Origin of the sequence: Novosphingobium sp. PY1 (genome assembly GCF_017312445.1) — a bacterium.
Lineage (GTDB): Bacteria > Pseudomonadota > Alphaproteobacteria > Sphingomonadales > Sphingomonadaceae > Novosphingobium.
Map to the genome: position 1 here is coordinate 60,284 of NZ_BLTI01000002.1, position 23,516 is coordinate 83,799.

Below are 23,516 nucleotides of genomic sequence, written 5' to 3' on the forward strand. Positions count from 1 at the left end.
TGCGTCGAAAAGGAGCCGATCAGGCGCGCTTTGCGGGCTTGATTGCGGGATCGACAGGCGTGTCCTGCGTGTCCGCCTGCGCAGCGCCGCGGCGTAGCTGCGGCAGTTCGCTTTCGAGGAACTGGCGGTTGGCGATCAGTTCGATGCCGCCCAGCCATTCGCTGACCTCACGGGCTGGCTGCGGCCTGCCATAGTAATATCCCTGCCCGGTAATGCTACCGAATTCCATCAGCCGCTCGAGGACCGCGCCGTTTTCGATGCCTTCGGCAGTGATCGGCATGTCCAGCCCCTTGCCGAGCTGGGCGATGGCATTGACGATGGCGGCGCTGTCCTTGTTGTCGACAAGGCTGGATACGAAACTGCGGTCGATCTTGATGCGGTCGAAGGGCAGGCTGCGCAGCTGTGCGAGCGAGCTGTAGCCGGTGCCGAAATCGTCGAGGCTGACCTTGATACCCTGGTTCTTGAGACTGGTGATCAGCGAACGGACCTGGGCGATGTTCTGGTGCAGGCAGGATTCGGTGATTTCGATCTCCAGCCTGTGCGGCGGAAACTTCGCCTCGATCAGTAGCTTGATCAGCTTCTGGGCGAACCAGGGGTCGCGCAGCTGCATTGGCGAGATGTTGACCGAGAGGGTGAGATGGTCGTCCCAGGTCTTGGCATCTTCGAGTGCCTGCGAGATCACGCTTTCCGACAGGTCGGCAATCGCGCCGATCTCTTCGGCGATGGGAATGAACAGGTCCGGTGCGACGATGCCGAACTTGGGCGAATCCCAGCGCGCGAGCATCTCGAAACCGATCAGTTTGCCGGTCTGCAACTCGATCTGCTGTTCGTAGAAGGGTACGAATTCCTGGCGCGGGATGCCCTGCCGGATGCCGTGTTCGATCTCGCTGCGAAAGCGCATCTCGTCGGCCATCTGGGCTTCGAACCAGTAATAGCTGTTCCGGCCGCGGCGCTTGGCATGGTACATCGCGATGTCGGCGCGTTCGAGTAGTGTGCGGGCATCGGGCAATTCGTCGTCGATGCCCAGCAGGTCGGAACGGGCGAGCCCGACCGAAGCGGTCACTTCGAGCAGCAGCGTGTCGATGGCGATCGGGCGGCTCATCCGGTCGACGAGGGATTCGGCGACCTGATCGAGGAATTCGTCGCGGCCCGTGTCGAAGGCGAGGGCGACGGCGAATTCGTCACCGCCGATCCGGCCGATGACGGCCTGTTGTGGCAGGCTTGCCGAAATCCGGCGCGCGCACTCCTGCAGCAGGAGATCGCCGGTCTTGTGGCCGTTGTAGTCGTTGATCTGCTTGAAGTTGTCGAGGTCGATCATCATCAGGACGACCGCGCGATCCTCAACCTGATTGTCGGCGAGCAACTTGGCGACACCGGTGTTGAAGCTGCGGCGATTGAGATAGCCGGTCAGCGGATCGGTCTCGGCCAGCAGGCGGGCCTGCCGTTCGGCGCGCTTGCGCAGCTTGATCTCGTCGCAAAGCTGGCGGTAGCGGCTCCAGCCGAAGATGATGATCGCGATGTTGAGCAGGAAGGCATTGAGGATGAAGTTGTCCGGTCCGGGCCCGCGCTCGAGGATCGAGCGCACGACAGCGGGACCGACTTCACTACCTGTCGCGACGAACAGGAGGATCGCGGCGGTGACAATGCCGAGCGCGACGACGTCGATCTGACGGTCATCCGCTTGATCGGCGCAGACGTCCTGAATGTCTGCCACCTTGGTTGCTGTCACCGAAAATCCCCCCGGAGCTGGAATGTCCTGGGACGTTTACCGGGTTAAGCTGAAATTTCCGTAAAGCCTGCCGTTATTGTCGTGGAGGGGCCTTGTCACCGTGCCCGATCAAGGTCTCTCAACTTCCTGTTATCATGCGATAAGTCCGATTTCACGCAGACGCTCTTGCAGATAGTCGTCGGCAGTGATTACTTGCGGATAGCGATCCGGGTTTTCCGCAGTGACGCACTGGGGCAGGGTGACGAAGGGGAAATCGCTGCGCAAGTGCAGGAAGAACGGCATTGAGTAGCGACTGTGCGTGCTGCGGTCCCCTGCGGGATTGCGCACGCGGTGCGTGGTCGAGGGCAGGACATGGTTGGTCAGGCGCTGCAGCATGTCGCCGATATTGACCACCATCGCCCCTTCGGGCGGCGCCACCGAAAGCCACTGGCCATTCTTGCCAAGCAGTTCGAGGCCTGCCTCCTCCGCGCCGAGCAACAGGGTAATGAGGTTGATGTCCTCATGCGCGCCGGCCCGGATTGCACCACCCGCATCGCGGCTGACCGGGGGGTAGTGCAGCAGGCGCAGGACTGAGTTGCCGTTCTCGATGGCATGGTCGAACCAGCGCGCATCGAGGCCGAGGTCGATGGCGATCGCCGAGAGCAGTTCGGCGCCGACCCTGTCGAAAGCCGCGTAGAGCCGGGTGAAGGTTTTCTGGAAGTCCTCGATTTCCGCAGGCCAGATGTTGGGCGGCATGGTTGAGGCGAGCGGTGAACCGTCAGGCAGGTCGCGCCCGATGTGCCAGAATTCCTTGAGGTCTTTCTCCGTCGCGCCCTTGGCGACTTCGGTGCGAAACGGCGTGTAGCCGCGCGCCCCGCCCTGGCCGGCCTTGAAGTAGTGCATCTTGGTTTCGACCGGCAGCGCGAAGAACTCTCGGGTCAGGTCCCAGGCCCGCTCGATCAGATCCGGGGCGATACCGTGATCGCGCACCATGGCGAAACCGAAAGTCCGAAAGCTCTCGCCGATGAGCCCGGGCAGGGCTTCGCGGTCGGCGTCGAGACTGAGGACGGGGATTTCGGCAAGGTCCATAGTGGTGCATTCCGTAGTGAATCGTTATGCGGCCTACCTAATTTGTTTCTGGACTTTAGTCGAAACGGAAAGGCAAAAGATGGCGAAGCGCTACTGGCTGATGAAGTCAGAACCCGACGCATACGGCTGGGATGACCTCGTCGCAGAGGGCGAAGGCACCTGGGACGGCGTGCGCAACCATCGCGCGGCGAACAACCTGCGTACGATGGAAGTGGGCGACGAGGCGTTCTTCTACCATTCGAACATCGGCAAGGAGATCGTCGGCATCGTCACGATCAGCGAAGCGGGGATTGCCGATCCCACCGATCCGGAAGGCAAGTGGGCGGCCGTGAAGGTCAAGCCGGTTCGCAAGTTGAAGAAGCCGGTCACGCTCAAGGAAATCAAGGCCGATCCCGAACTGGCGGAGATCGAGCTGGTCAAGCTCTCGCGGCTTTCGGTCGCAGCGATCACGCCCGAGGAATGGGACTACCTTATCGCCAGGTCGGAGGGCTGACCGCGCATCCGGATGATTGGTCGCGTCTCAGCCACGGCCGGGCGCGCTGCGGGAACCGGATGTCCTGCCTGCCCGTTCTTTCCTAGTGACGGTGGGAAATTTCTTCCGCTGAAACAAGGAGATAATTTTATGGGTGAACTCAAGGACAAGGCCAAGGGCCTCGCTAACGAAATAGCCGGCAACATCAAGCAGGCTGCTGGCGAATCCCGCAATGATCCTTCACTCGAAGCAGAAGGCAAGGCCCAGGAAAAGAAGGGCGAGATGCAGAACCTGAAGGGCAAGGTGAAGGGCGCTTTGGGCGACAAGGTCTAGGTCGCATGCAGGTTCCGCAAGGAAACCGGTTGAAGGGCTGCCGCAAGGCGGCCCTTTTGCGTTGTACGCCAATGCGCTGTGCCGGGCTTGCTCAAACTCGCGCGCGCCGTCCCGTTTTGGGAGGGGCGCGACAAGCGGCTTGCGGAAAAAGTAAACAAAGTCTTAATTTCCGCTTCATGAAAGCCATGAAGCGACGCGCCCTTGTCCTGACCGATGAAGCCGCCCGGCATCCGTTCCGGCGCTCGCTTCCTGCCCATGTGCGCCTGGCGCCGCTGGATCAGGAGGTGCAACAGGACAATGCCCTTGCCAGGTTGCGCTGGAAGATGACGGGCGGGGACTGGCAGAGCTTCCTGCAGGCCTACTGCGCATCGCTCGTCGCGATGCTCGTCTTTATCGCCTGAGGGCAGATCTTCCCGGGAAAGGGATTGATGTCAGGCCGCTTCTGCGGCCTTTTCTGCGCGAAACAGCAGGTAGCCGAGCCAGGCTGAAGCAACGCAGCACAGCGCCACGACGAGCAATTGCTGTACGATCGCGAGCCCGAGCAGGGTCAGCAGGCCGGTGAGTAGCGAGCCCACCACCATTGCGCCGGAATTGACGATATTGTTGGCGGCCACCGTGCGCGCGGTCTGCGACTTGTCCACGAAAGTGGTCAGGAAGGCATAGAGCGGTACGACGAACATGCCGCCGCACACGGCGATGCCGAGCAGCGTCAGCAACAGCGGCACTGCCAGCGGCTGCGAGAGGAAGGTCGCCACGTCCATCAGTTCGCCCGGTGCGCCGTGAGACGTCCAAGCGCTGCAGACGGTTTCGAACGCGAAGAGGAACAGGCCCATGCCGATCACCGAGAGCGGTGAAAAGCGGGCCGAGACCGTGCCCTTGAGCAGGGCGTTGATCGCAATCGACCCGATGGCGACGCCGACCGAGAACATCACGAGGAACAGGCTGGCGACTTCCTTGCTGGCCGCCAGGATATTCTTGGCAAGCGGCGGGAACTGGATGAACAGGACAGTGCCGATCGCCCAGAAGAAGCTGATCGCGCAGATTGCCAGGAACACCCGCTTGTCCTGCATCGTCGTGCGCACGAGCTGGATCGAGGAGCGCCAGATATGGAAGTCGAGCGGTTCGGGCTTGCACATCGGCGGAGCGGACGGGACCTGCCGCCCGGCGATATAGCCGATGCAGGCGACCACGAAGACGCTGATCGCCGCGGCATCGACACTGATCCAGCCGGCGACGATGGTTCCGGCCAGGACTGCGATGTAGGTCCCCGCCTCTACGAGGCCGGTGCCGGCGAGCACTTCGCCATCGCGCAGGTGCTGCGGGAGGATGGCGTACTTGATCGGGCCGAAGAAGGTCGAGTGAATGCCCATCGCGAAAAGTGCGACCAGCATCAGCGGAATCGCAATGGTGTGCAGGCCGATGCCCTGCCAGGCGAGCGCCAGTCCGGCTCCGCCCACCAGCATGATCAGGATTTCGCAGAACTTGATGATGCGGATGATCTTCGCCTTGTCGCGCATGTCGGCGAGTTGGCCGGACAGGGCGGAAAGCGCGAAGAAGGGAATGATGAAGATCGCCGAGGCCAAAGCGCTGAAGCGGGCCTCGTCGGCCTCGGAGTTGTAGACGCTGTAGACCACGTAAAGAACCATCGCGTTCTTGAACAGGTTGTCATTGAACGCGCCGAGAAGCTGGGTCACGAACAGCGGCAGGAAACGTCGGGCCCGGATGAGTTTTGACGTCGTTGTCATCTGTTGATCTGTAACCGGCCTCAAATTCTGGTGCGCGGACACTTAAAGCGGTGGGCGAGGGGCACAACCCCTGATCGGCACTTTATTCCTCCCTGCGTTACCGGCTATGGGCATTGCCTGAATGCTCACATTGCCGAATCTCCTCACGCTGTCCCGCATCCTGACTGTGCCGCTTCTGGCATTTCTCTTGTGGTGGCCGAATTGGGAGTTCGGATACGGCCTGGCCTTCGGGCTCTACTGCCTCATGGGCATAACCGATTATTTCGATGGGTATCTCGCGCGCTCGAGCGGGACGGTCTCGAAGCTGGGGATCTTCCTCGACCCGATCGCCGACAAGATCATGGTGGCTGCGGTCATCCTCGTGCTGACGGCGCAGGGCATCCTGCGCGGCCCCTATGTGGGTGACATGCACGTCATCGCCGGCCTGATCATTCTCGTGCGCGAAATCGCCGTCTCGGGCCTGCGCGAATTTCTCGGGCCGCTGCAGGTTTCGGTTCCGGTCAGCAAGCTGGCCAAGTGGAAGACGACTTTCCAGATGGTTTCGCTCGGCGCGCTGATTCTCGGCGGAGCGATGCCCTGGTGGAACGTGCCCTTCGCCGGAATCGCGATCAACCTGCCGCATACCGTGGGCCTGACGACGCTCTGGGCGGCAGCGGCGCTGACGATCATCACCGGCTGGGACTACATGCGCGTCGGCCTCAAGCACATGGACTGATGCGGCGGGCCGATCAGGCCGTCGTCGCCATACGCGTTATCGCAAAGGGCATTCCGGGAGGACTATCCCGCCCGCAACTCGTCCGCCAGCATCCGGAATTCGTCCGAACGCGGGGAATTCCTGCGCCATACGAGCGCGATCTCGCGGTTGGCATTGGGCGAGACGAGAGGGCGGGCCACGACGTTGGTGCCGTTGAGGATGCCTGCGTCGAGCGCCATCTCCGGCAGCATCGTAAGCCCGAGGCCGTTATCGACCATCTGCACGAGCGTGTGCAGGCTGGTACCGATCATCGTTGCGCTGGCACGCAGCTCCGGGCGATTGCAGGCAGCCAGCGCATGGTCCTTGAGGCAATGCCCGTCCTCGAGCAGCAAGAGCCGGTTCTCGTCGATGACGTCGGGAGCGACTTCCTCGGGCGGATTGCGCGGGTCGTCGTGCGGAAAGGCGACGTAGAAGGCGTCGAGTTCGATCGTCTCCTTCTCCACTTCGCCAGTTGCGTAGGGCAGGGCCAGCAGCACGCAGTCGGCCCGGCCGTGGTGGAGCGATTCCATTGCGGCCGCACTGGGCTCCTCGCGCAGGAACAGCTTGAGGTTGGGCCTTTCGCGGCGCAGGCGGGGCAGCATCCGGGGCAGGAGAAAGGGCGCTATCGTCGGGATAACGCTCATGCGCACTTCCCCCGAGAGCGGCTTTCCGCTCGACTGGACGAGTTCGGAAAGCTCCTCGGTCTCGCGCAGGATGCGGTGGGCCTTGGCGACGACGGCATTGCCCAGCGGGGTGAAGCGCACCGCGCGCTTGGTGCGCTCGACCAGCGTCACGTCCAGCAGCGTCTCAAGATCGCGCAGGCCTGCCGAAAGCGTCGATTGCGACACGAAGCAGGCCTCGGCTGCGCGTCCGAAGTGCCCATGCTCGTGCAAGGCCACGAGATACTGCAGCTGCTTGAGCGTGGGCTGGTAGACGGTCATCCGGTGGCCTGGCCGCCTTCGTCCTCCGCCGTCGCCATCTCGCCGGTTTCCGCGGCCGCTTCCTGCGGCACCTCGTCATCGACGTGGGTCATCTTGAGCCTGCCGTTCTCGACCGCGAAGGCCAGCTTGCCCTCTACCAGGTCCAGTGCATCCTTGCCGAAGACCTCGTAGCGCCAGCCCTGCAGGATCGGCAGGTTCTTGCGCACGCCCGCTGCGAGCAGTTCGAGTTCATCGCTGCGTGTAAGCAAGCGGGCGGCCACGTCGATTTCGCGCGCGCGGATCTTGACCAGCAGCTTGAGCAGGTCTGCCACGAGGGCGCCTTCCTTGCCGAGAGGAGCCCCGCGCGGTGCGCGCGGCGGCATCTCGTCGTCGGGAAGCGGCTGGGCCCTGGCGATCGTTGCCATCAGGCGCTTGCCGATTTCGTTGTCCTTCCAGCCTTGCGACAGGCCGCGCACCTTGGCGAGGTCCGACTGCTGCTTGGGCGGGTGGTTGGCCAGGTCGGCGAGGGTTTCGTCGCGGGCGATGCGGCCGCGCGGGATGTTCTTGCCCTGCGCTTCATGCTCGCGCCATTCGGCGATCGCCTTGAGGCGGCCGAGCATGGCCGGGTTGCGCCCTGCCGCCTTGATCCGCTTCCAGGCCTGGGTGGGATCGTTGCGGTAATTGTCCGGATCGGCGAGCTTTTCCATTTCCTGGTTGAGCCAGGCCCCGCGCCCGGTCTTGATCAGGCGCTTGAGGATCTTCGGGAAGATCTTGGAAAGGTGGGTGACGTCGCCGATGGCATATTCGATCTGCCGCTCGGTGAGCGGGCGGCGCGACCAGTCGGTGAAGCGCGCACCCTTGTCGATCGTCAGGCCAAGCCAGGATTCGACCAGGTTGGAATAGCCGATCTGCTCCGACTGGCTGATCGCCATCATCGCGATCTGGGTGTCGAAGATCGGGTGCGGGGTGCGACCGGTGGCGTTGAAGATGATCTCGACGTCCTGGCCGCCGGCGTGGAAGACCTTCAGGACTTCCTCGTTGTCGGTCAGCAGGTCGAGCAGCGGCGACAGGTCGAGGCCTTCGGCCATCGGATCTATCGCGGCAGCTTCCTCCGTATTGGCGATCTGCACGAGGCAGAGTTCGGGCCAATAGGTGTTCTCGCGCATGAATTCGGTGTCGACGCTGACGAAATCGGATTTTGCCAGTCGTTCACACAGGGCAGCGAGATCTTCGGTCTGGGTTATGAGCGGATGAATGATCATTGAACAGCGGCGTTACGCCTAACAGGACGCAGGATCAACGCTCTCGGATAAGGTTTAGGGGAAGGCTCCCCCACTATTTGCGACGAAATAGTCTCTGAAAGAGGCTCGGTTTTTCCAAGGCTTCGAGTTCGGCGATACTTTCAGGAGTGACGATTCGCCTGCGCAACTGCGTTCCGGTGGTGTGCGCCGGGACTTCCGGGGGTTCCCATCCTTCGGGTTCGAGGCCCGGATCGGCGCCGGGATCTGCGAGTTCGCGAAGCTCCAGAAGAGCGGCGGTTTCCTCGAGTGGGCGGTGGTCCTCGAAAGGTTCCGCAGGGCCGGTCGCTGGCTGGTACGTCGCGGGCGCGAAGCTGCCATGGCCGGGTCCGGTAGTATCGGCGACGGGGCCGGCAATCGGCGCAGGCTGCAGCGCCGGCTCGCAGACGAAGGCATCGGGCGCGGCCATGGCGGGAGCCGCGACGAAAGGATAGGATTCGTTGCTGCCGACCAGCACTGCCATGGGGCGTGGCAGGCCTTCGCGCATGGCCGTGTCGCGGACGGCGATATGGGCAAGGACGGCGATGAAGCTGGCGCCCAGCATATAGGCGCGGCGTTCCTCTTCGCTGGCGTCGCCGCCGGGACGGCAGCGCTGCTCGAGCGCGAAAACTGCGCCGTAGAGATCGTCGATGCCGGCAATGCCGATCGTGTCGTCCACTTCGACAAATCGATCCGCCCAGCGGCTTGCGGCGCCGACGTAGCCGCCCAGGAGCGAAGCGCGGTCGCTGCGCGAGAAAGGCCAGGCGTCATCGCTGTAGTAATGCGTCTCGACGTGCGGCGGCATCAGGCCGGAAGGGTCGGGCGAGAGGCCGATGTGGCCCGGGTCGCTGAGGTCGATGCCGATGGCGGTGATCGGCGCGCCCAGCGCGTCCAGGTGCGCCAGTCGTCCGGCGATGTCTTCCCATCCCGTGATCAGGAGGTCTGCGGAGGTGATCTGCGGGAAACGTTCGGGCAGGGGAAGTCCCGGGCCGCTGACCAGGGCGATTCGGCTTCGCAGCCAGGTTTCCGCCTGTTCGGCCTGGCCTTCGCGCAACAGGACCTCGATGGCATGGCGGAATTCCTCATCGACCATTCCGTCGATCGTGATTTCGGCCAGCATGTTATTCTCTCCTGATGACCCGTAGGATCGCAGATAGAAGTGCAATCGTTTATTTCGGGTTACGAGATTAATTTCGGGTAACGCCCCGGCATCTTGGGGCCTGCGGGCGAGGGCGGAAATCGGCTCAGGGCAAACGCCATCTGGAAATCGTGGCGGCAGTCCTCTAGGGGGCTGCGCTTGCAACCAGTTTTCTTGAGAAGAAGCGCGACAACGCCATGACCCATCCCTATCGCTCCCACACTTGCGGCGCCCTGACTGCGGCCGATGTCGGCCAGACCGTCCGCCTGTCCGGCTGGGTGCATCGCAAGCGTGACCACGGCGGCGTTCTCTTCGTGGACCTGCGCGACCATTACGGCATCACCCAGGTGGTGACCGATGCGGATAGCCCCGCGCTTGAAATTCTCGATTCGCTGCGTCTCGAAAGCGTCGTGACCATCGAGGGCAACGTGAAGGCGCGCACCGAGGCAACGGTGAACCCGAACCTGCCGACCGGCGAGATCGAGGTCTATGCGCGCAGCGCCACGGTGCTGTCGAAGGCCGAGGAACTGCCGATGCCGGTCGCCGGTGAGCAGGAGTATCCGGAGGACATCCGCCTCAAGTATCGCTTCCTCGACTTGCGCCGCGAGACGCTGCACGCCAACATCGTGACGCGCACCAGGATCATCTCGGACATGCGTCGCCGCATGGAAGGCATCGGCTTCACCGAGTACTCGACGCCGATCCTCACTGCGTCCTCGCCCGAAGGCGCGCGCGACTTCCTCGTGCCCAGCCGCATTCACGCCGGCAAGTTCTACGCGCTCCCGCAGGCGCCGCAGCAGTACAAGCAACTGCTGATGGTTGCCGGATTCGACCGCTACTTCCAGATCGCGCCGTGCTTTCGCGATGAGGACCCGCGCGCCGACCGCCTGCCGGGCGAGTTCTACCAGCTCGACCTCGAGATGAGCTTCGTTACCCAGGAGGAAATCTGGGAAACGATGGAGCCGGTGATCCAGGGCGTCTTTGCCGAGTTCGCCAAGGGCAAGCCGGTCACCCCCTCGGGTGAATTCCGCCGCATTCCCTATGCCCAGGCGATGCTGGACTACGGTTCGGACAAGCCGGACCTGCGCAATCCGATCGTCATCAAGGACGTGACCGAGCACTTCAAGGGCTCGGGCTTCGGCATCTTCGCGGGTATCGTCGAGAACGGCGGTACGATCCGCGCGGTCCCGGCGCCGGGCGCGGGCGCTGGCAGCCGCAAGTTCTTCGACGAGATGAACAACTGGGCCCGCGGCGAAGGCTTCTCGGGCCTGGGCTACATCAACATCAAGGACGGCGTCCCCGGCGGCCCGATTGCCAAGAACCATGGCGAGGACAAGACCGCGGCGCTGATCGAGGCACTGGGCCTTGGTCCCAACGACGGCGTGTTCTTCGCTGCCGGCAAGGAAGAGCAGGCGGCCAAGCTCGCCGGTCTCGCCCGCACCCGCGTCGCCGAGCAGCTCGACCTGATCGACAAGGACCGCTTCGAGCTGTGCTGGATCGTCGACTTCCCGTTCTTCGAATGGGACGAGGACAACAAGAAGGTCGACTTCGCGCACAACCCGTTCTCGATGCCGCAGGGCGGCATGGAAGCGCTGACCTCGCAGGACCCGCTCACGATCAAGGCGTTCCAGTACGATCTCGTGTGCAACGGCTACGAGATCGCTTCCGGCTCGATCCGTAACCAGAGCCCTGAGCTGATGGTTGCGGCTTTCGAGAAGGTCGGCCTGTCGAAGCAGGACGTCGAGGATCGTTTCGGCGGCCTCTACCGCGCATTCCAGTATGGCGCGCCGCCGCATGGCGGCATGGCGGCCGGTGTCGACCGCATCGTCATGCTCCTGTGCGGCGCGCAGAACCTGCGCGAAGTCACGCTGTTCCCGATGAACCAGCGCGCCGAAGACCTGCTGATGGGCGCGCCGTCACCGGCCGAGCTGAAGCAGCTTCGCGAACTGCACCTGCGCGTCGTCGATGCGGTGAAGCCCGCCGTTGCCACGCCGGGCCACGTTGTCGCGCCCGACGCAGGCTGATAGACTGATGTCTGCCTGAAATGGGTAGGCCGGCTCCGGTTGAGCCGGCCCGCGCATTCGCTCTGGCCTGCATCCGGGGCATGCGTGACCAGGCAGCCATCCGGCGAGCCCCATGGCCTTGCAGGTGCGGCGATGGTTGCTGCGCCCGAGGTTGGAGCTTGTACAATGCAGCAGCAGATTGCGCTTATCACGCTTGGCGTCGCCGACATGGTCCGGGCCAAGGCTTTCTATCGCGAAGGGTTCGGCTGGGAGCCGGCGTTCGAGATGGACGACGTCGCCTTCTTCCGGATGAACGGGTTCGTCTTCGGGATCTGGGGGCGCGGCGACCTCGACGGGGACATGCAGCGCAAGGCATCGGGTTCGGGCAGTTTCGCCCTGGCGCACAACGTCGAGAGCGCGCAGGCCGTAGATGATGCCATTGCGCGGCTCGTCGCAGCCGGAGCATCGCTGCTGCGCAAGGCGGACAGCCCGCCCCATGGCGGCTATCGCGGTTATGTGGCCGACCCGGACGGCCATGCCTGGGAAATTGCCTGGAATCCCGCCTGGACAGTGGATAACAGGGGGTATGTCACCTTGCCGACATCCTCCTAAGTTCAGCGGGAGGCTTGCCAGCTCGACTCGTTGTCATTAGGGCGACTTTCGAGATTTTATCCTCCGGATTGAGAAGGGGTCTATTCAAATGAGCGATACCGCCGATCGGGTTAAGAAGATCGTCGTTGAGCACCTCGGCGTCGAAGCCGACAAGGTGACCGAAGAAGCAAGCTTCATCGACGACCTGGGCGCAGACAGCCTCGACATCGTCGAGCTGGTCATGGCCTTCGAAGAAGAGTTCGGCGTTGAGATCCCGGACGATGCTGCTGAAAAGATCAGCACCGTTTCCGATGCGATCAAGTACATCGAAGAAAACAAGGGCTGAGCCAGTCCTTCGGTTTCGCCGCTTCCCTGACTGATGTCAGGGGGCGGGATGCCGGAACCCGGATTGATATCGACAGGCTCGACCTCTAAGGGGCGGGCCTGTTGCCGTTTCGGCCAACTGAATTTCCCTGGCCAGATGCATTACCGGCCAACTGCATTTTTGGAGAGCATGAATGCGTCGCGTCGTCGTTACCGGACTTGGTCTTGTCACCCCGCTGGGTGCCGATGTTGAGACCACCTGGGCCAATATCCTCGCCGGCAAGAGCGGCGCTGGGCCGATCACCAAGTTCGATGCCTCGGACCAGAAATGCCGTATCGCCTGCGAAGTGAAGCCGGCCGATCATGAATATGGCTTCGACGCCAACAAGCGCGTCGACCACAAGGTCCAGCGTCAGGTCGATCCCTTCATCGTCTTCGGCATCGATGCCGCGGGCCAGGCGATCGAAGACGCCGGTCTTGCCGACATGGATGAGGAAACCCGCCTCATGGCCGGCTGCTCGATCGGTTCTGGCATCGGCGGCCTGCCGGGCATCGAAAGCGAATCGCTCGTGCTGGCCGAGAAGGGCCCGAGCCGCGTCTCGCCGCACTTCGTCCACGGCCGCCTGATCAACCTGATCTCGGGTCAGGTCTCGATCAAGTACGGCCTGATGGGCCCAAACCACGCGGTCGTCACCGCCTGCTCGACCGGCGCCCATTCGATCGGCGACGCGGCGCGCATGATCAAGGACGGCGATGCCAACATCATGCTGGCGGGCGGCGCGGAAAGCACCATCTGTCCGATCGGCATTGCCGGCTTTGCGCAGGCCCGTGCGCTCTCGACCAATTTCAACGACGATCCGAGCAAGGCCAGCCGCCCTTACGATCAGGCCCGCGACGGCTTCGTCATGGGTGAGGGCGCCGGCGTCGTCGTGCTCGAGGAGTACGAGCACGCAAAGGCCCGCGGTGCCAAGATCTACGCCGAAGTGATCGGCTACGGTCTTTCGGGCGATGCCTACCACGTCACCGCGCCGCATCCCGAAGGCTCGGGTGCATACCGCTCGATGGCGATGGCGCTGCGCAAGGCCGGCGTCGAGCCCAAGGACATCGACTACATCAATGCCCACGGCACCTCGACCCCGCTTGGCGACGAGCTCGAACTTGGCGCGGTGCGCCGCCTCTTCGGCGATGCCATCAACGATGTCTCGATGAGCTCGACCAAGTCGGCGATCGGGCACCTGCTTGGCGGTGCTGGCGCGGTGGAATCGATCTTCTGCATCCTCGCACTGCGCGACCAGATCGTGCCGCCGACCCTCAACCTCGATAACCCGAGCGAGAGCTGCCAGGGCGTCGACCTCGTGCCACACACCGCGAAGAAGCGCGAAGTGCGCGCCGTGCTCAACAACAGCTTCGGGTTCGGCGGCACCAACGCCAGCCTGGTGATGCGCAAGATCGACTGAGGCGATAGCCGATGGAGCGGACGGGCCGATGATGTCCCGGCGCGGATGGATTCTGGCCGCGGTGCTTGCCGCGGCCGTCCTCCTGGCTCTCTGGAGCTTCCTGGGCGGCTGGTTCGGTTCCGGCCCTCTGGAGAAGGACCGCAACTTCATCGTGCCTGCGGGCGCCAGCCTGACGGCAGTTGCGGAAAGGCTGGAAGAGCAGGGCGTGATCCGTTCCGCTTCCGGCTTCGCGCTGCGTGCGCGGATCTTCGGCGGCGGCGGCGCCATCAAGGCCGGCGAGTTCGCCATCCCCGCCCATGCCAGCCCCTCGCGGGTGCTCGGCATCATCACCAGCGATGACGTGATCCGCCGCTATGTCACCATCCCCGAGGGCATGCCCTCGATCATGGTGCAGGAGCGGCTGATGGCGACGCCGGAACTGACCGGGGAAGTACCGGTGCCCGAAGAGGGCTCGGTGCTGCCCGACAGCTATGCCTATCAGTCGGGCGACAGCCGGGAGGACGTTCTGCGCCGCATGCAGGCCGCGATGACCCGCACGCTCAAGGAGGAGTGGGGCAAGCGCGGCAAGGACCTTGTGGTGAAGACGCCCGAGGAAGCTCTGATCCTCGCCTCGATCGTCGAGAAGGAGACCGGCAAGGCCTCCGAGCGGCGCATGGTCGCCGGCCTCTATTCCAATCGGCTGCGCGAAGGCATGCTCTTGCAGGCGGACCCGACGATCATCTACCCGATCACCAGGGGCAAGCCGCTGGGCCGCCGCATCCTCCAGTCGGAAATCCAGGCGGTCAACGACTACAATACCTACACGATGGTCGGCCTGCCCAGGCATCCGATCACCAATCCCGGCCGCGCTTCGATCGAGGCTGTCCTGCATCCGGCGAGGACCGATGCGCTCTACATGGTTGCGGACGGTACCGGGGGTCATGCTTTCGCCGCGACTTTGGCCGAGCATAACGACAACGTGAAGAAGTGGTTCGCGATCCGTCGCCAGCGCGGTGAACTCTGACGCCTGATGCGCTAGGTTGCCCGCCGCGCCGCTGACGGCGCGCAACCCGAGGAGGCCACCATCGGCGCGAATCTGCCCGGACAAGCCCTTAGTCCCGAGCGCAAGCCCGGCGCGCCCCTGCTGGTCACGGCCGAACTCCCGGGCGACGTCCTCTCATGGGCCGATGGCCTGCGCCGCGCCCACTACCCGCCTGAACGCAATCGCCTGCGGGCTCATGTCACGCTGTTCCATGCTCTGCCGGCCTCTGTGGAGGAGGAGCTTGTGCAGGTCCTCAAGGACCTCGCCGCAAGCCCGCCACCGCCCGCGCGCATGACCGGCCTGATGAAGCTCGGGCACGGCACTGCCCTTGCAGTCGAAGCGCCTGAGATCGTCGAATTGCATGGCGTGATCGCCGAGCGCATGCACGGTCTGTTGACCAGCCAGGACGCAAGGCCATTGCGGCTTCACATCACGATCCAGAACAAGGTGACGGCTGAGGAGGCACGGGCGCTGCAGGCCGAACTGGCGCCGCAACTGAAGCCTGTTCCATTCCGTTTTCGCGGCTTCGGCCTCTACGCCTGGGAAGACGGCTTGTGGCGCGAAATCAGGACGATTCCTTTTCGCGGATAATTCGTCATTTCAGGTGTTGACCGATCCCAACCTCCCCCCTAAAGGACGCGGCCTGCACCGGGCAAACCGGGGCGGCCGGAACAGGCCACATGGTATGGCGGAGTAGCTCAGCCGGTTAGAGCAGCGGAATCATAATCCGCGTGTCGGGGGTTCGAGTCCCTCCTCCGCTACCAACCCGGATTGTCCACCAGTGACCCACTGAGGCCACTGGCAGACATTTTTCGAGGAAAATCAAATATTTTTCGCGTCCCGTTGCGTACGCCGGCGTCCCGGTGCGACCGGCTGCGGCCACCCACGGCGATTTGGATTGGGGGTATTTTGGGGGTATTTTTCGGCTGTCCCCAAAACAGGCGATACCCCCAGATGGCTTTGAAAGAACTTGAGGTCAAATACGCCACCAAGCGGCAGCGCCCCTACAAGCTGTCCGATGGAGAAGGCCTGCACCTGCTCGTCCAGCCGAACGGATCGAAGCTCTGGCGCCTGAAATACCGCTTCGACGGCAAGGAAAAACTGCTGAGCTTCGGCAAATATCCGACCGTCACGCTGGCGATCGCCCGCGAGAAGCGGACCGAAGCCAAGCGGCTGCTCGATCAGGGTGAGGACCCCGCCGAGGCCAGGAAGCGGGCGAAGAAGCAGAGGGCCGCGCTCAAGCTGTTCGAAGAGATTGCGCGGGCCTGGCACGCCAATCGTATTGAAGGGCTGGACTCGGCCCATGCCCTGCGCGTCATCAACCGGATGGAGCGCGACGTCTTTCCGGTCATCGGGAAGCGTCCGATCACGGAAATCGACCCGCCCGAGATTCTCGAGATGATCCGCGCGGTCGAAGCGCGCGGCGCCCTCGATATCGCCCGTCGCCTCAAGCAGAACGTCAGCCAGATCTATCGCTTCGCGATCGCGAGCGGCTGGGCGACCATCGATCCGACGCTCGGCCTCAACGATGCGCTCAAGCCCAAGCCGCCCGTCAGGCACATGGCGCGCGTGCCGCTCGCGGAGTTTCCGAAGCTGGTGCGAGCGATCTTCGCCTATGACGGCGAGGACACGCCGCGCCGCCGCGAGATCACCCGTGACGCGCTGCTGTTCACCTTGCTCACATGGGTCCGAACCAGCGAAACCCGCTTCGCGGCCAGGGACGAGTTCGAGGATCTCTATGGACCGAACCCGCTATGGCGTCTGTCGCCGGAGCGCATGAAGATGGAACGTGAGCATCTTGTTCCGCTGTCCCGCCAGGCCGCAATGATCGTTCAGCGCCGCTTGCAGGCGACGAACGATGCGTTCCTCTTTCCCGGAGCCAAGCCTGGAAAGTCTATTTCCGAGAACACCATGATCTATGCCTGTTATCGGATGGGGTATCTCCATCGGCAGACGGTACATGGGTTTAGGGGGCTCGGCTCGACCTGGGCGAACGAAGCCGAACGCTACAAGCCGGATTGGATCGAGATGGCGCTCGCTCACGAGGACGAGGATGAGGTGCGCGGCGCTTACAACAGTGCGCTCTATCTCACACCGCGAAGGCGGATGCTCCAAGACTGGGCCGACGTGATCGACGCGGCAACCGCAGTGTCGAATGTCGAGAAGAATCCTATCGAGTTCTCACAATTCATGCGCTGTTCCGCTCCCATCCAGCACCTGCCACCAAGCGACCAGAGACAGCCGTATTGGCAACGCCCCCTTCGGGCGGCTTCGCGATGAGCCTCAAAAGTCAGAACCGCCGATTTAGAGGCGCGGTTTTCTGCCATAGTTGTTAGAAATATCAGCTACTTAGATGCATCCGCGAATAGTAGAATGAACTCCAAGAAACCGTATCTCACTACATCTCATCATAGCTGATTCCCCTTGCAACTCGACAAGGGAAACCGCCGGGACCGCCAATTACGCCGATACATCGTCTGGAAGGGCTCGATTGGGGCGAGCAGAACGCGCGCATCCGTCCCGATGGACGCGCTCAGCGTGACTAATTCAATGAAATATATGGGGTTATTTGCGTCGCCACGAAGCGTCAGCGGTGCAGGCTCATCAGTCCTTAATCAATGAGTGGGAGGAATAGTTCGCCAACAAATTGAATTGGACGATGAGCCCCAAGGCGCGGCAAATGGCGCCAACTCAAAAAATGCCGTGGGGAGGACAGTCATGGTCACAGCCTTTAGGACAAATTTGCTTTGTGCCACCGCGCTATCGATCGCGTGTGCGCTTGCAGTGCCGGCACATGCCCAGGACGCTGCATCGCAGGGCGAAAAGCCCGAGGCGCAGGAAGGTGGCCTTGAGACAATCGTCGTCACGGCGCAGAAGCGCGAACAGAATTTGCAGGATGTTCCAGCCGCCGTTTCCGCCATAGGCGGCGAGACGCTGCGCACGCGCGGCATCACGGAGACCTCAGACTTGATGGGCGCGATCCCCAGCCTGCAAGTCACCACTCCCTATGGTCGCACCCAACCGAATTTCTCGCTGCGCGGGATTTCAGTGGCGAACGAATTTTCCGCCTCCACTGCGTCGCCGGTTGGCGTCTATGTCGATGAAGTCTATCAGAGCTTCCGGGCGAGCCATGGCCTGCAACTCTATGACATCGACCGGGTCGAGGTACTGCGCGGACCGCAAGGAACACTCTACGGTCGCAACACCACGGGTGGCGCGATCAGCTTCTTCACGCGCAAGCCGGATCTGGGAGAGGCCAATGGCTATCTGACCGCCGGCTATGCCAATTACGACACTTTCACGGTGCAGGGCGCCGCTGAAGCGACGCTGGTTCCCGACATCTTGGGCGTCCGCGTCGCCGGTACTTTTGCAAAAGGGGATGGTTGGCAGCGCAATGTACTGCCTGGGAATGAGCGCGACCTAGGGACCACCGATACGATCGGCGGTCGCATCTCGATCCGCTTCCGGCCCGATCCCGATCTCGACATCAATTTGAAGCTCTATGCCGCGAAGGACGATCCATGGGGCACCGCGCCCTATGCAGGTGGTCAACTCGCGGGCGGGCAGGATGCGCTCGGCTATTCGCGTTACGATCCGCAACCTTTCCTAGGCGGGCGGTTGCTGCGTGACAATGAGGTCGCAGTTGATCGGGTAGGTAAGAACATCAGCAAGTCGAAAGGGATAGCCCTCAACATCAAATGGGATGTCAGCGACCAATTCTCCGTCACCTCGATTACCGGCTACGACACCGGCGACTATATCAACAATCCTGATGATTGCGATGGCGGCCCAGCCGATCTCTGCTCGATCGGCTACACGTCGACGAGCAAGAATTTCAACCAGGACCTGCGTTTCAGCTATTCGAACGACCGCCTCGATATCATTGCCGGCCTTTATTATGGCAGGGACAAGGTCAAGACGGTCAACTACCCGGACTTTTTCGGGGCGCTGAGGCCGCTGCTGCTTGGCGCCGGTCTTCCGGGCAGCTACAATAACGCCGCAATCGGAACGCCCGACGCGATCCGCTATATCCCAGCCTTTGCCGCCAATCCGGCGTTGGGGCCTGGCGATGCCGGATTCTGCGACGCGATCGAGATCAATCCCAACGGCTTCCTTGATGCACGCTCGCTGATTGCACTCCAGACCGACATCGCGATCAATAATACGGGCAATGGCGGCATGGGGGGTAGCTTTTCGGCGGGCTGCGCCGGGGCAGGCGCGCCTCCGTTCACCCCGATCCTCGGCGAACAGCGTTTTGACGTGTCGCGCCCCTCGAAGGCGATCTACGGCGACGTAACCTGGAAAGCGACCGAGCGGCTGACCGTGGCGGTGGGTGCACGCTACACCCAGGATAAGGTCAATTACCTTAACGGCAGCACTTTCCTCTATGCGCTCGACGGTACGACGCCGGTTGTCAACCTGATCCCCTACAGCAATCCATACAACCCCAATCTCGCGCCGCTTGAGCAGCGCGAAAAGGCAAACAGGCTAACCGGCCGTATCAATGTCAGCTATGAGTTCGCCGATGATATCATGGGCTATCTCCAGTACAGTCGCGGTTACCGCAGCGGCAGCTTCAACGGGCTTGCCTATCAGGGCGTCAATCAAGTCTATTATATCCAGCCTGAAAAGGTGAATGCATATGAGGCGGGGCTCAAAACCCGGCTGTTCGATCGCCGCGTCCAACTTAACCTCGCGGGCTTCTACTACGAGTATTCGAATCACCAAGTAACGCAGGTGGTCGGCGCTACAACCTTCACGCGCAGCGCCAATGGTCGCCTGTTCGGTGGCGAGGCCGAACTCGCCTGGCAGGTGGCCGATACGTTGCGTTTCGATGCTTCGCTGGGCTATCTCAACAGCAAGTACAAAGGCAATGTGATCGATCCGGCAAACCCGGCCAGCCCGACATTGAACGTCAACGGCAATCCCTTCCCGAACGCGCCGGAGGTTACGTTCCAGGCCGGATTCGACTGGGATATGATCGATGACGGCACCAACAAGCTGACCTTGCGCGGTGATGCGTCCTACATGGGCAAGTACTATTTTGATCCGTTCAAGAATTATGGGCAGACACCGTGCGATACACCCCCAGCGGGATCGAACATAACGCTCGCGGGTAAGGCGATTACATGCGCAAATCCGGGCTACTGGCTCGCCAATGCGCGATTAACCTATGCGCACGACAATATGTCGGTTAGCTTGTGGGCGAAGAATCTGTTCGACAAATATTACTACACCTACGGCCTCAACCTCAACGTGTTCGGCTACGATTATCTGAACCGCGGCATGCCGCGCACTTATGGCGTCGAAGCGACAGTCAAGTTCTGATCGCTGCTGCGACGGGGGCGGCGGGCATCCTCTCCCGCCCGCTGCCCCCGATTTTTTCGACCTGACTTTCAGACCGAGGAGTATCCATGATGCGTTCCACCGGCAACGGTCCCTCATTCATCGGCACGGCGTACAGAATCGAGCGCGCTGTGATCACTGAGATCGGCGCAGCTGAAAGCACCGCCCAGGCGAGCAGCGCCGAGCGGCCAGCGCGCCTCCGGACGATTTAACGTGGATGCGTCTCGGAACAGAACTGAGCTGGAACGAATTTTCGCGACCCAACGCGAAGGGACGCGTGAGCAGGTTTCGCGCAGCTACGAAGAACGCATGGACCTGCTCGGGCGCCTTGGCCGGATATTTGAGCAGCACAGAGACGAATTGGTCGATGCCGTTGCCGCCGATTTCGGCATTCGATCCCGCTACGAGACTATCCTGCTCGACCTGATGCTTGGCATATCGGAAATTAAATTTGCGCGCCGCAATCTGAAGACGTGGCTGAGGCCGCGGCGGGTGAAGACTGACATCTTCGGCCTTCCCGGTTCATCGCGCCTGGTCCCCCAGCCCCTAGGTGTGGTGGGCGTTCTCGGCACGTGGAACTATCCGCTCGGCACCATATTCGTTGGCGCGGCCGGTGCATTGGCGGCCGGCAACCGCGTGATCGCAAAGCCGAGCGAAGTTTCCGCCAACGCCGCCGAAGCCAGCGAGCGGCTTGTGCGCCGGTATTTCGCCGAAGAGGAATTCGCGATTGTCCAGGGCGGGCCCGACATGGCACAGGCGATGACGGCCCTACCTTTCGACCATATTCTCTTCACCGGTTCACCCGCGGTTGGCCGCAAAGTCTATGAAGCGGCGGCTGCCAACCTTACACCTGTTACTCTGGAACTTGGCGGCAAATGCCCTGCCATCGTGGGCAAGGGTGCATCGCTTGCACAAGTCTGTGAAAGCTTAGTGTTCGGCAAGCTGCTCAACGCCGGCCAGACCTGCATCGCCGCTGACTATGCCTTCGTCCATGTCGATCAGATGGAAAGCTTCGTCGCCGCACTCCGCGCTCAGGTTGCCAAATGCTACCCCAACGCGGCAAGCAACCCCGATTTCACCAGTATCATCAATGACCGACAGTTCGCGCGGCTCCAAGGTTTGCTCGATGATGCCGAAGCCAAGGGCGCGACGGTGCTCAACCTCTCGGACAACGGCGATGGAACGCTTCCTGAACGGCATCGGATCGTGCCGTTGGCGGTTCTCGACGTTACCGATGACATGGCGATGATGCAGGAGGAGATTTTCGGACCGATCCTGCCGATCATGCCATATCGCTCCGAAGACGAGCTCATTCGCTACGTAAACCGGCATGAGCGCCCGCTGGCGCTCTATTATTTTGGCGACGAAAGTGAGGAACGGCGCAAGATCATTTCCGAAACGCACGCTGGCGGCGTGACTCTCAACGGCACGGTCATGCACGTCTTCCAGCGCCGGCTGCCTTTCGGTGGCATCGGACAGAGCGGCATCGGTGCCTATACCGGCGTCGCCAGTTTCGAGCGCTTCACTCATTACAAGCCGGTGTTCTCTCAGCCGAAACTCAGCCTGCTTGGTCAACTTCTGCCACCCTATTCGAGCAAGACCGAAGGACTACTCAACATCTTCGAAAAGATCCTCTGACGTGGCTGCGGCGGTTGATGCTGGCATGTTGCATGACGCCGGGTCGCCAGCATGGGTCGAATGACAAGGGAAGCAAATGGCTGACTATGTAATTATTGGAGGTGGGTCGTCGGGCGGCGTTATCGCCAGCCGGTTGTCCGAGGACCCCGATGTCACCGTTTGCCTGCTCGAGGCAGGCGGCCCAGGCACCTCGCCGCTTGTGTCCACGCCCGGCGCTTTTGCGGCGCTGATCCAAGACTATCGGATCAATACGCTCAACTGGCGGTTCAACACCGACCCTTCAAAGGCGCTCAACGACCGCCGCCTCTACAATCCGCGCGGGAAGATGCTGGGTGGATCGAGCGGTATGAACGGGATGGTCTATATCCGCGGCGACCGGTCGGATTTCGACCACTGGGCCGAACTCGGCAACGACGGCTGGGGTTACAACGATGTCCTGCCCTATTTCCGCAAGGCTGAGAATAATGAGCGCGGTGAGGATGAGTTTCACGGCTCGTCGGGACCGCTTCACGTATCCAACGGCAAGCGCGAATTCGATGTCTATGATGCTTTCATCGAGGCGGCGACTGGACTGGACCATCAAGCCAATCCGGACTTCAATGGTGCCAGCCAGGAAGGTGTCGGCATCTATCAGTTTACCGTGAAGGACGGGAAGCGCGCCAGCGTGAAGGCGTGTTACCTTGATCCGGTGATGGGCAGGCGCGGCAACCTCCGCGTCGAAGTACATGCCCGCGTCCATCGTATCAGGTTTGAGGGCAACCGCGCGGTGGCAGTCGAGTATTCCCAGGACGGGCAGTTGAAGACGATCCCGTGCGAAAAGGAAGTCATTGTCAGCGGCGGCGCCTATAATTCGCCCCAACTGTTGATGCTTTCCGGTATCGGACCGCGTGATGAGTTGGAGAAGCATGGAATCGAAGTGATTCATGATATTCCCGGTGTCGGCCAGAATCTTCACGACCATCCTGACCTGATGCTGGTCTACCAGTCGAAGAAGCGGCTCGGGATCGCACTCAATGTCGTTGGCGCGCTCAAGACCGTGCGAGACCTATTCCAGTATCTCACGCAAAGGAAAAGCTGGCTGGCATCGCCGCCCACGGCTGCAGGCGGTTTCTTGCGATCCGCGCCGGGGCAGAACCGGGCGGACTGCCAGGTCCATGTCGTGCCGCTCGCCTATCGCGACCATGCGCGCGACTACAAGCTGATGACGAAATGGGGCTATACGATCATTCTCAATATTGGGCGCCCAAAGAGCCGCGGCTGGGTTGCCTTACATGACTCAAACCCCGAATCCGATCCCAAGATTGACCTCAATCTCTTGAGTCATCCCGACGACCTCAAGACGTTGCGCAATGCCTTCCGTGTCGTGCAGGAGATCCTGCATTCGGATCGCATGAAGGCGATGATGAAACGGCCTCTCTATCCTGACCGCTACCTTGAAACTGATGAAGAGATCGACGCCTATATCCGGGCAGAAGCCAATCATGCTTATCATCCGGTGGGAACATGCAAGATGGGCACCGACGAGATGGCGGTGGTCGACAACCGCCTGCGCGTTCACGGCCTCGCAAATATCCGCGTGGCCGATGCCTCGATCATGCCATCAGTCGTCAACGGCAACACCAATGCAACCTGCATCATGATCGGCGAGAAAGCCGCCGACATGATCCGGCACGATAATATGAGCAGCAAGAATAGCATCGCAGAATATTGAATTGGACGAT

The 23,516-nt window shown here is 62.0% G+C and carries 21 protein-coding genes and 1 tRNA gene; 16 read left to right on the plus strand and 6 right to left on the minus strand.

Going from position 1 to position 23,516, the window contains the following annotated elements:
- Positions 1-19: 19 nt before the first annotated feature.
- Together J3474_RS02830 and J3474_RS02835 are read right to left on the minus strand one after the other, a co-directional pair.
- Entirely contained in the window at positions 20-1,729 is a 1,710-nt protein-coding gene (locus tag J3474_RS02830; RefSeq protein ID WP_242528164.1) for a bifunctional diguanylate cyclase/phosphodiesterase, read from the minus strand.
- A gap of 132 nt (positions 1,730-1,861) precedes the next feature.
- Positions 1,862-2,797, minus strand: a complete 936-nt coding sequence (locus tag J3474_RS02835) for an isopenicillin N synthase family oxygenase (RefSeq protein WP_013832705.1) — start codon at positions 2,795-2,797, stop codon at positions 1,862-1,864.
- 79 nt (positions 2,798-2,876) lie between these two features.
- Between J3474_RS02835 and J3474_RS02840 the strand changes: the two genes are divergently transcribed.
- The 3 genes from J3474_RS02840 (at position 2,877) to J3474_RS02850 (ending at position 4,003) form a co-directional block, all read left to right on the plus strand.
- A complete protein-coding gene (locus J3474_RS02840) occupies positions 2,877-3,290 on the plus strand; it encodes an EVE domain-containing protein (protein WP_013832706.1) in 414 nt (137 codons plus the stop codon).
- A gap of 129 nt (positions 3,291-3,419) precedes the next feature.
- Positions 3,420-3,602, plus strand: a complete 183-nt coding sequence (locus J3474_RS02845; RefSeq protein WP_041558843.1) for a CsbD family protein — start codon at positions 3,420-3,422, stop codon at positions 3,600-3,602.
- A 176-nt stretch (positions 3,603-3,778) separates the two neighbouring features.
- Positions 3,779-4,003 carry a hypothetical protein gene (locus J3474_RS02850; protein WP_007013831.1) on the plus strand — a complete coding sequence of 75 codons (225 nt, stop codon included), beginning with the start codon at positions 3,779-3,781 and terminating at the stop codon, positions 4,001-4,003.
- A gap of 30 nt (positions 4,004-4,033) precedes the next feature.
- Here J3474_RS02850 and J3474_RS02855 read toward each other — a convergent pair whose 3' ends face one another.
- Positions 4,034-5,347: an MFS transporter gene (locus J3474_RS02855; protein WP_207093046.1), complete on the minus strand. Its 1,314-nt coding sequence runs from the start codon at positions 5,345-5,347 to the stop codon at positions 4,034-4,036.
- A 121-nt stretch (positions 5,348-5,468) separates the two neighbouring features.
- Here J3474_RS02855 and pgsA point away from each other — a divergent pair, with 121 nt between their 5' ends.
- Entirely contained in the window at positions 5,469-6,062 is a 594-nt protein-coding gene (gene pgsA / locus J3474_RS02860; RefSeq protein ID WP_013832709.1) for a CDP-diacylglycerol--glycerol-3-phosphate 3-phosphatidyltransferase, read from the plus strand.
- A 62-nt stretch (positions 6,063-6,124) separates the two neighbouring features.
- Here the strand turns inward: pgsA and J3474_RS02865 are convergent, their stop codons facing one another.
- From J3474_RS02865 to J3474_RS02875, 3 genes are all read right to left on the minus strand, one after another.
- A complete protein-coding gene (locus J3474_RS02865; RefSeq protein WP_013832710.1) occupies positions 6,125-7,021 on the minus strand; it encodes a hydrogen peroxide-inducible genes activator in 897 nt (298 codons plus the stop codon).
- A complete protein-coding gene (rnd, locus tag J3474_RS02870; protein WP_207093047.1) occupies positions 7,018-8,262 on the minus strand; it encodes a ribonuclease D in 1,245 nt (414 codons plus the stop codon). Before rnd ends, J3474_RS02865 begins: the two co-directional genes overlap by 4 nt.
- 73 nt (positions 8,263-8,335) lie before the next feature.
- Positions 8,336-9,397 (minus strand): hypothetical protein, encoded by a 1,062-nt coding sequence (locus J3474_RS02875; RefSeq protein ID WP_207093048.1) that lies wholly within the window; start codon positions 9,395-9,397, stop codon positions 8,336-8,338.
- Positions 9,398-9,612: 215 nt separating this feature from the next.
- Here J3474_RS02875 and aspS point away from each other — a divergent pair, with 215 nt between their 5' ends.
- The 12 genes from aspS (at position 9,613) to J3474_RS02935 (ending at position 23,506) form a co-directional block, all read left to right on the plus strand.
- On the plus strand, positions 9,613-11,439 hold the full coding sequence (aspS, locus tag J3474_RS02880) for an aspartate--tRNA ligase (RefSeq protein WP_013832712.1): 1,827 nt from the start codon (positions 9,613-9,615) through the stop codon (positions 11,437-11,439).
- Positions 11,440-11,604: 165 nt separating this feature from the next.
- Positions 11,605-12,030, plus strand: a complete 426-nt coding sequence (locus tag J3474_RS02885) for a VOC family protein (RefSeq protein WP_242528165.1) — start codon at positions 11,605-11,607, stop codon at positions 12,028-12,030.
- An 88-nt stretch (positions 12,031-12,118) separates the two neighbouring features.
- The gene (locus J3474_RS02890) at positions 12,119-12,355 is read left to right on the plus strand and encodes an acyl carrier protein (RefSeq protein ID WP_007013838.1); all 237 of its coding nucleotides are present in this window, start codon (positions 12,119-12,121) and stop codon (positions 12,353-12,355) included.
- A gap of 172 nt (positions 12,356-12,527) precedes the next feature.
- Positions 12,528-13,790 carry a beta-ketoacyl-ACP synthase II gene (gene fabF / locus J3474_RS02895; protein ID WP_207093049.1) on the plus strand — a complete coding sequence of 421 codons (1,263 nt, stop codon included), beginning with the start codon at positions 12,528-12,530 and terminating at the stop codon, positions 13,788-13,790.
- A gap of 28 nt (positions 13,791-13,818) precedes the next feature.
- Positions 13,819-14,793, plus strand: coding sequence for an endolytic transglycosylase MltG (gene mltG, locus J3474_RS02900; RefSeq protein WP_041558845.1), 975 nt, complete (start codon positions 13,819-13,821; stop codon positions 14,791-14,793).
- 120 nt (positions 14,794-14,913) lie between these two features.
- A complete protein-coding gene (locus tag J3474_RS02905) occupies positions 14,914-15,402 on the plus strand; it encodes a 2'-5' RNA ligase family protein (protein WP_376706509.1) in 489 nt (162 codons plus the stop codon).
- Between the two features lie 96 nt (positions 15,403-15,498).
- Positions 15,499-15,575, plus strand: a tRNA-Met gene (locus J3474_RS02910).
- Positions 15,576-15,582: 7 nt separating this feature from the next.
- Positions 15,583-17,091 (plus strand): integrase arm-type DNA-binding domain-containing protein, encoded by a 1,509-nt coding sequence (locus J3474_RS02915; RefSeq protein WP_231736599.1) that lies wholly within the window; start codon positions 15,583-15,585, stop codon positions 17,089-17,091.
- Positions 17,092-17,463: 372 nt separating this feature from the next.
- Positions 17,464-20,139 (plus strand): TonB-dependent receptor, encoded by a 2,676-nt coding sequence (locus tag J3474_RS02920; RefSeq protein WP_242528166.1) that lies wholly within the window; start codon positions 17,464-17,466, stop codon positions 20,137-20,139.
- 86 nt (positions 20,140-20,225) lie between these two features.
- The gene (locus J3474_RS02925; protein ID WP_168196078.1) at positions 20,226-20,369 is read left to right on the plus strand and encodes a hypothetical protein; all 144 of its coding nucleotides are present in this window, start codon (positions 20,226-20,228) and stop codon (positions 20,367-20,369) included.
- 1 nt (position 20,370) lies between these two features.
- On the plus strand, positions 20,371-21,795 hold the full coding sequence (locus J3474_RS02930) for an aldehyde dehydrogenase family protein (RefSeq protein WP_157228455.1): 1,425 nt from the start codon (positions 20,371-20,373) through the stop codon (positions 21,793-21,795).
- A gap of 76 nt (positions 21,796-21,871) precedes the next feature.
- The gene (locus J3474_RS02935) at positions 21,872-23,506 is read left to right on the plus strand and encodes a GMC family oxidoreductase (protein ID WP_136175472.1); all 1,635 of its coding nucleotides are present in this window, start codon (positions 21,872-21,874) and stop codon (positions 23,504-23,506) included.
- Positions 23,507-23,516 lie beyond the last annotated feature (10 nt).

Coding starts and splice junctions, on each gene's coding strand:
- J3474_RS02835 (WP_013832705.1), bottom strand. CDS start 2,797: ATGGACCTTGCCGAAATCCCCGTCCTCAGTCTCGACGCCGACCGCGAA.
- J3474_RS02840 (WP_013832706.1), top strand. CDS start 2,877: ATGGCGAAGCGCTACTGGCTGATGAAGTCAGAACCCGACGCATACGGC.
- J3474_RS02845 (WP_041558843.1), top strand. CDS start 3,420: ATGGGTGAACTCAAGGACAAGGCCAAGGGCCTCGCTAACGAAATAGCC.
- J3474_RS02850 (WP_007013831.1), top strand. CDS start 3,779: ATGAAAGCCATGAAGCGACGCGCCCTTGTCCTGACCGATGAAGCCGCC.
- J3474_RS02855 (WP_207093046.1), bottom strand. CDS start 5,347: ATGACAACGACGTCAAAACTCATCCGGGCCCGACGTTTCCTGCCGCTG.
- pgsA (WP_013832709.1), top strand. CDS start 5,469: ATGCTCACATTGCCGAATCTCCTCACGCTGTCCCGCATCCTGACTGTG.
- J3474_RS02865 (WP_013832710.1), bottom strand. CDS start 7,021: ATGACCGTCTACCAGCCCACGCTCAAGCAGCTGCAGTATCTCGTGGCC.
- rnd (WP_207093047.1), bottom strand. CDS start 8,262: ATGATCATTCATCCGCTCATAACCCAGACCGAAGATCTCGCTGCCCTG.
- J3474_RS02875 (WP_207093048.1), bottom strand. CDS start 9,397: ATGCTGGCCGAAATCACGATCGACGGAATGGTCGATGAGGAATTCCGC.
- aspS (WP_013832712.1), top strand. CDS start 9,613: ATGACCCATCCCTATCGCTCCCACACTTGCGGCGCCCTGACTGCGGCC.
- J3474_RS02885 (WP_242528165.1), top strand. CDS start 11,605: ATGCAGCAGCAGATTGCGCTTATCACGCTTGGCGTCGCCGACATGGTC.
- J3474_RS02890 (WP_007013838.1), top strand. CDS start 12,119: ATGAGCGATACCGCCGATCGGGTTAAGAAGATCGTCGTTGAGCACCTC.
- fabF (WP_207093049.1), top strand. CDS start 12,528: ATGCGTCGCGTCGTCGTTACCGGACTTGGTCTTGTCACCCCGCTGGGT.
- mltG (WP_041558845.1), top strand. CDS start 13,819: ATGATGTCCCGGCGCGGATGGATTCTGGCCGCGGTGCTTGCCGCGGCC.
- J3474_RS02925 (WP_168196078.1), top strand. CDS start 20,226: ATGATGCGTTCCACCGGCAACGGTCCCTCATTCATCGGCACGGCGTAC.
- J3474_RS02935 (WP_136175472.1), top strand. CDS start 21,872: ATGGCTGACTATGTAATTATTGGAGGTGGGTCGTCGGGCGGCGTTATC.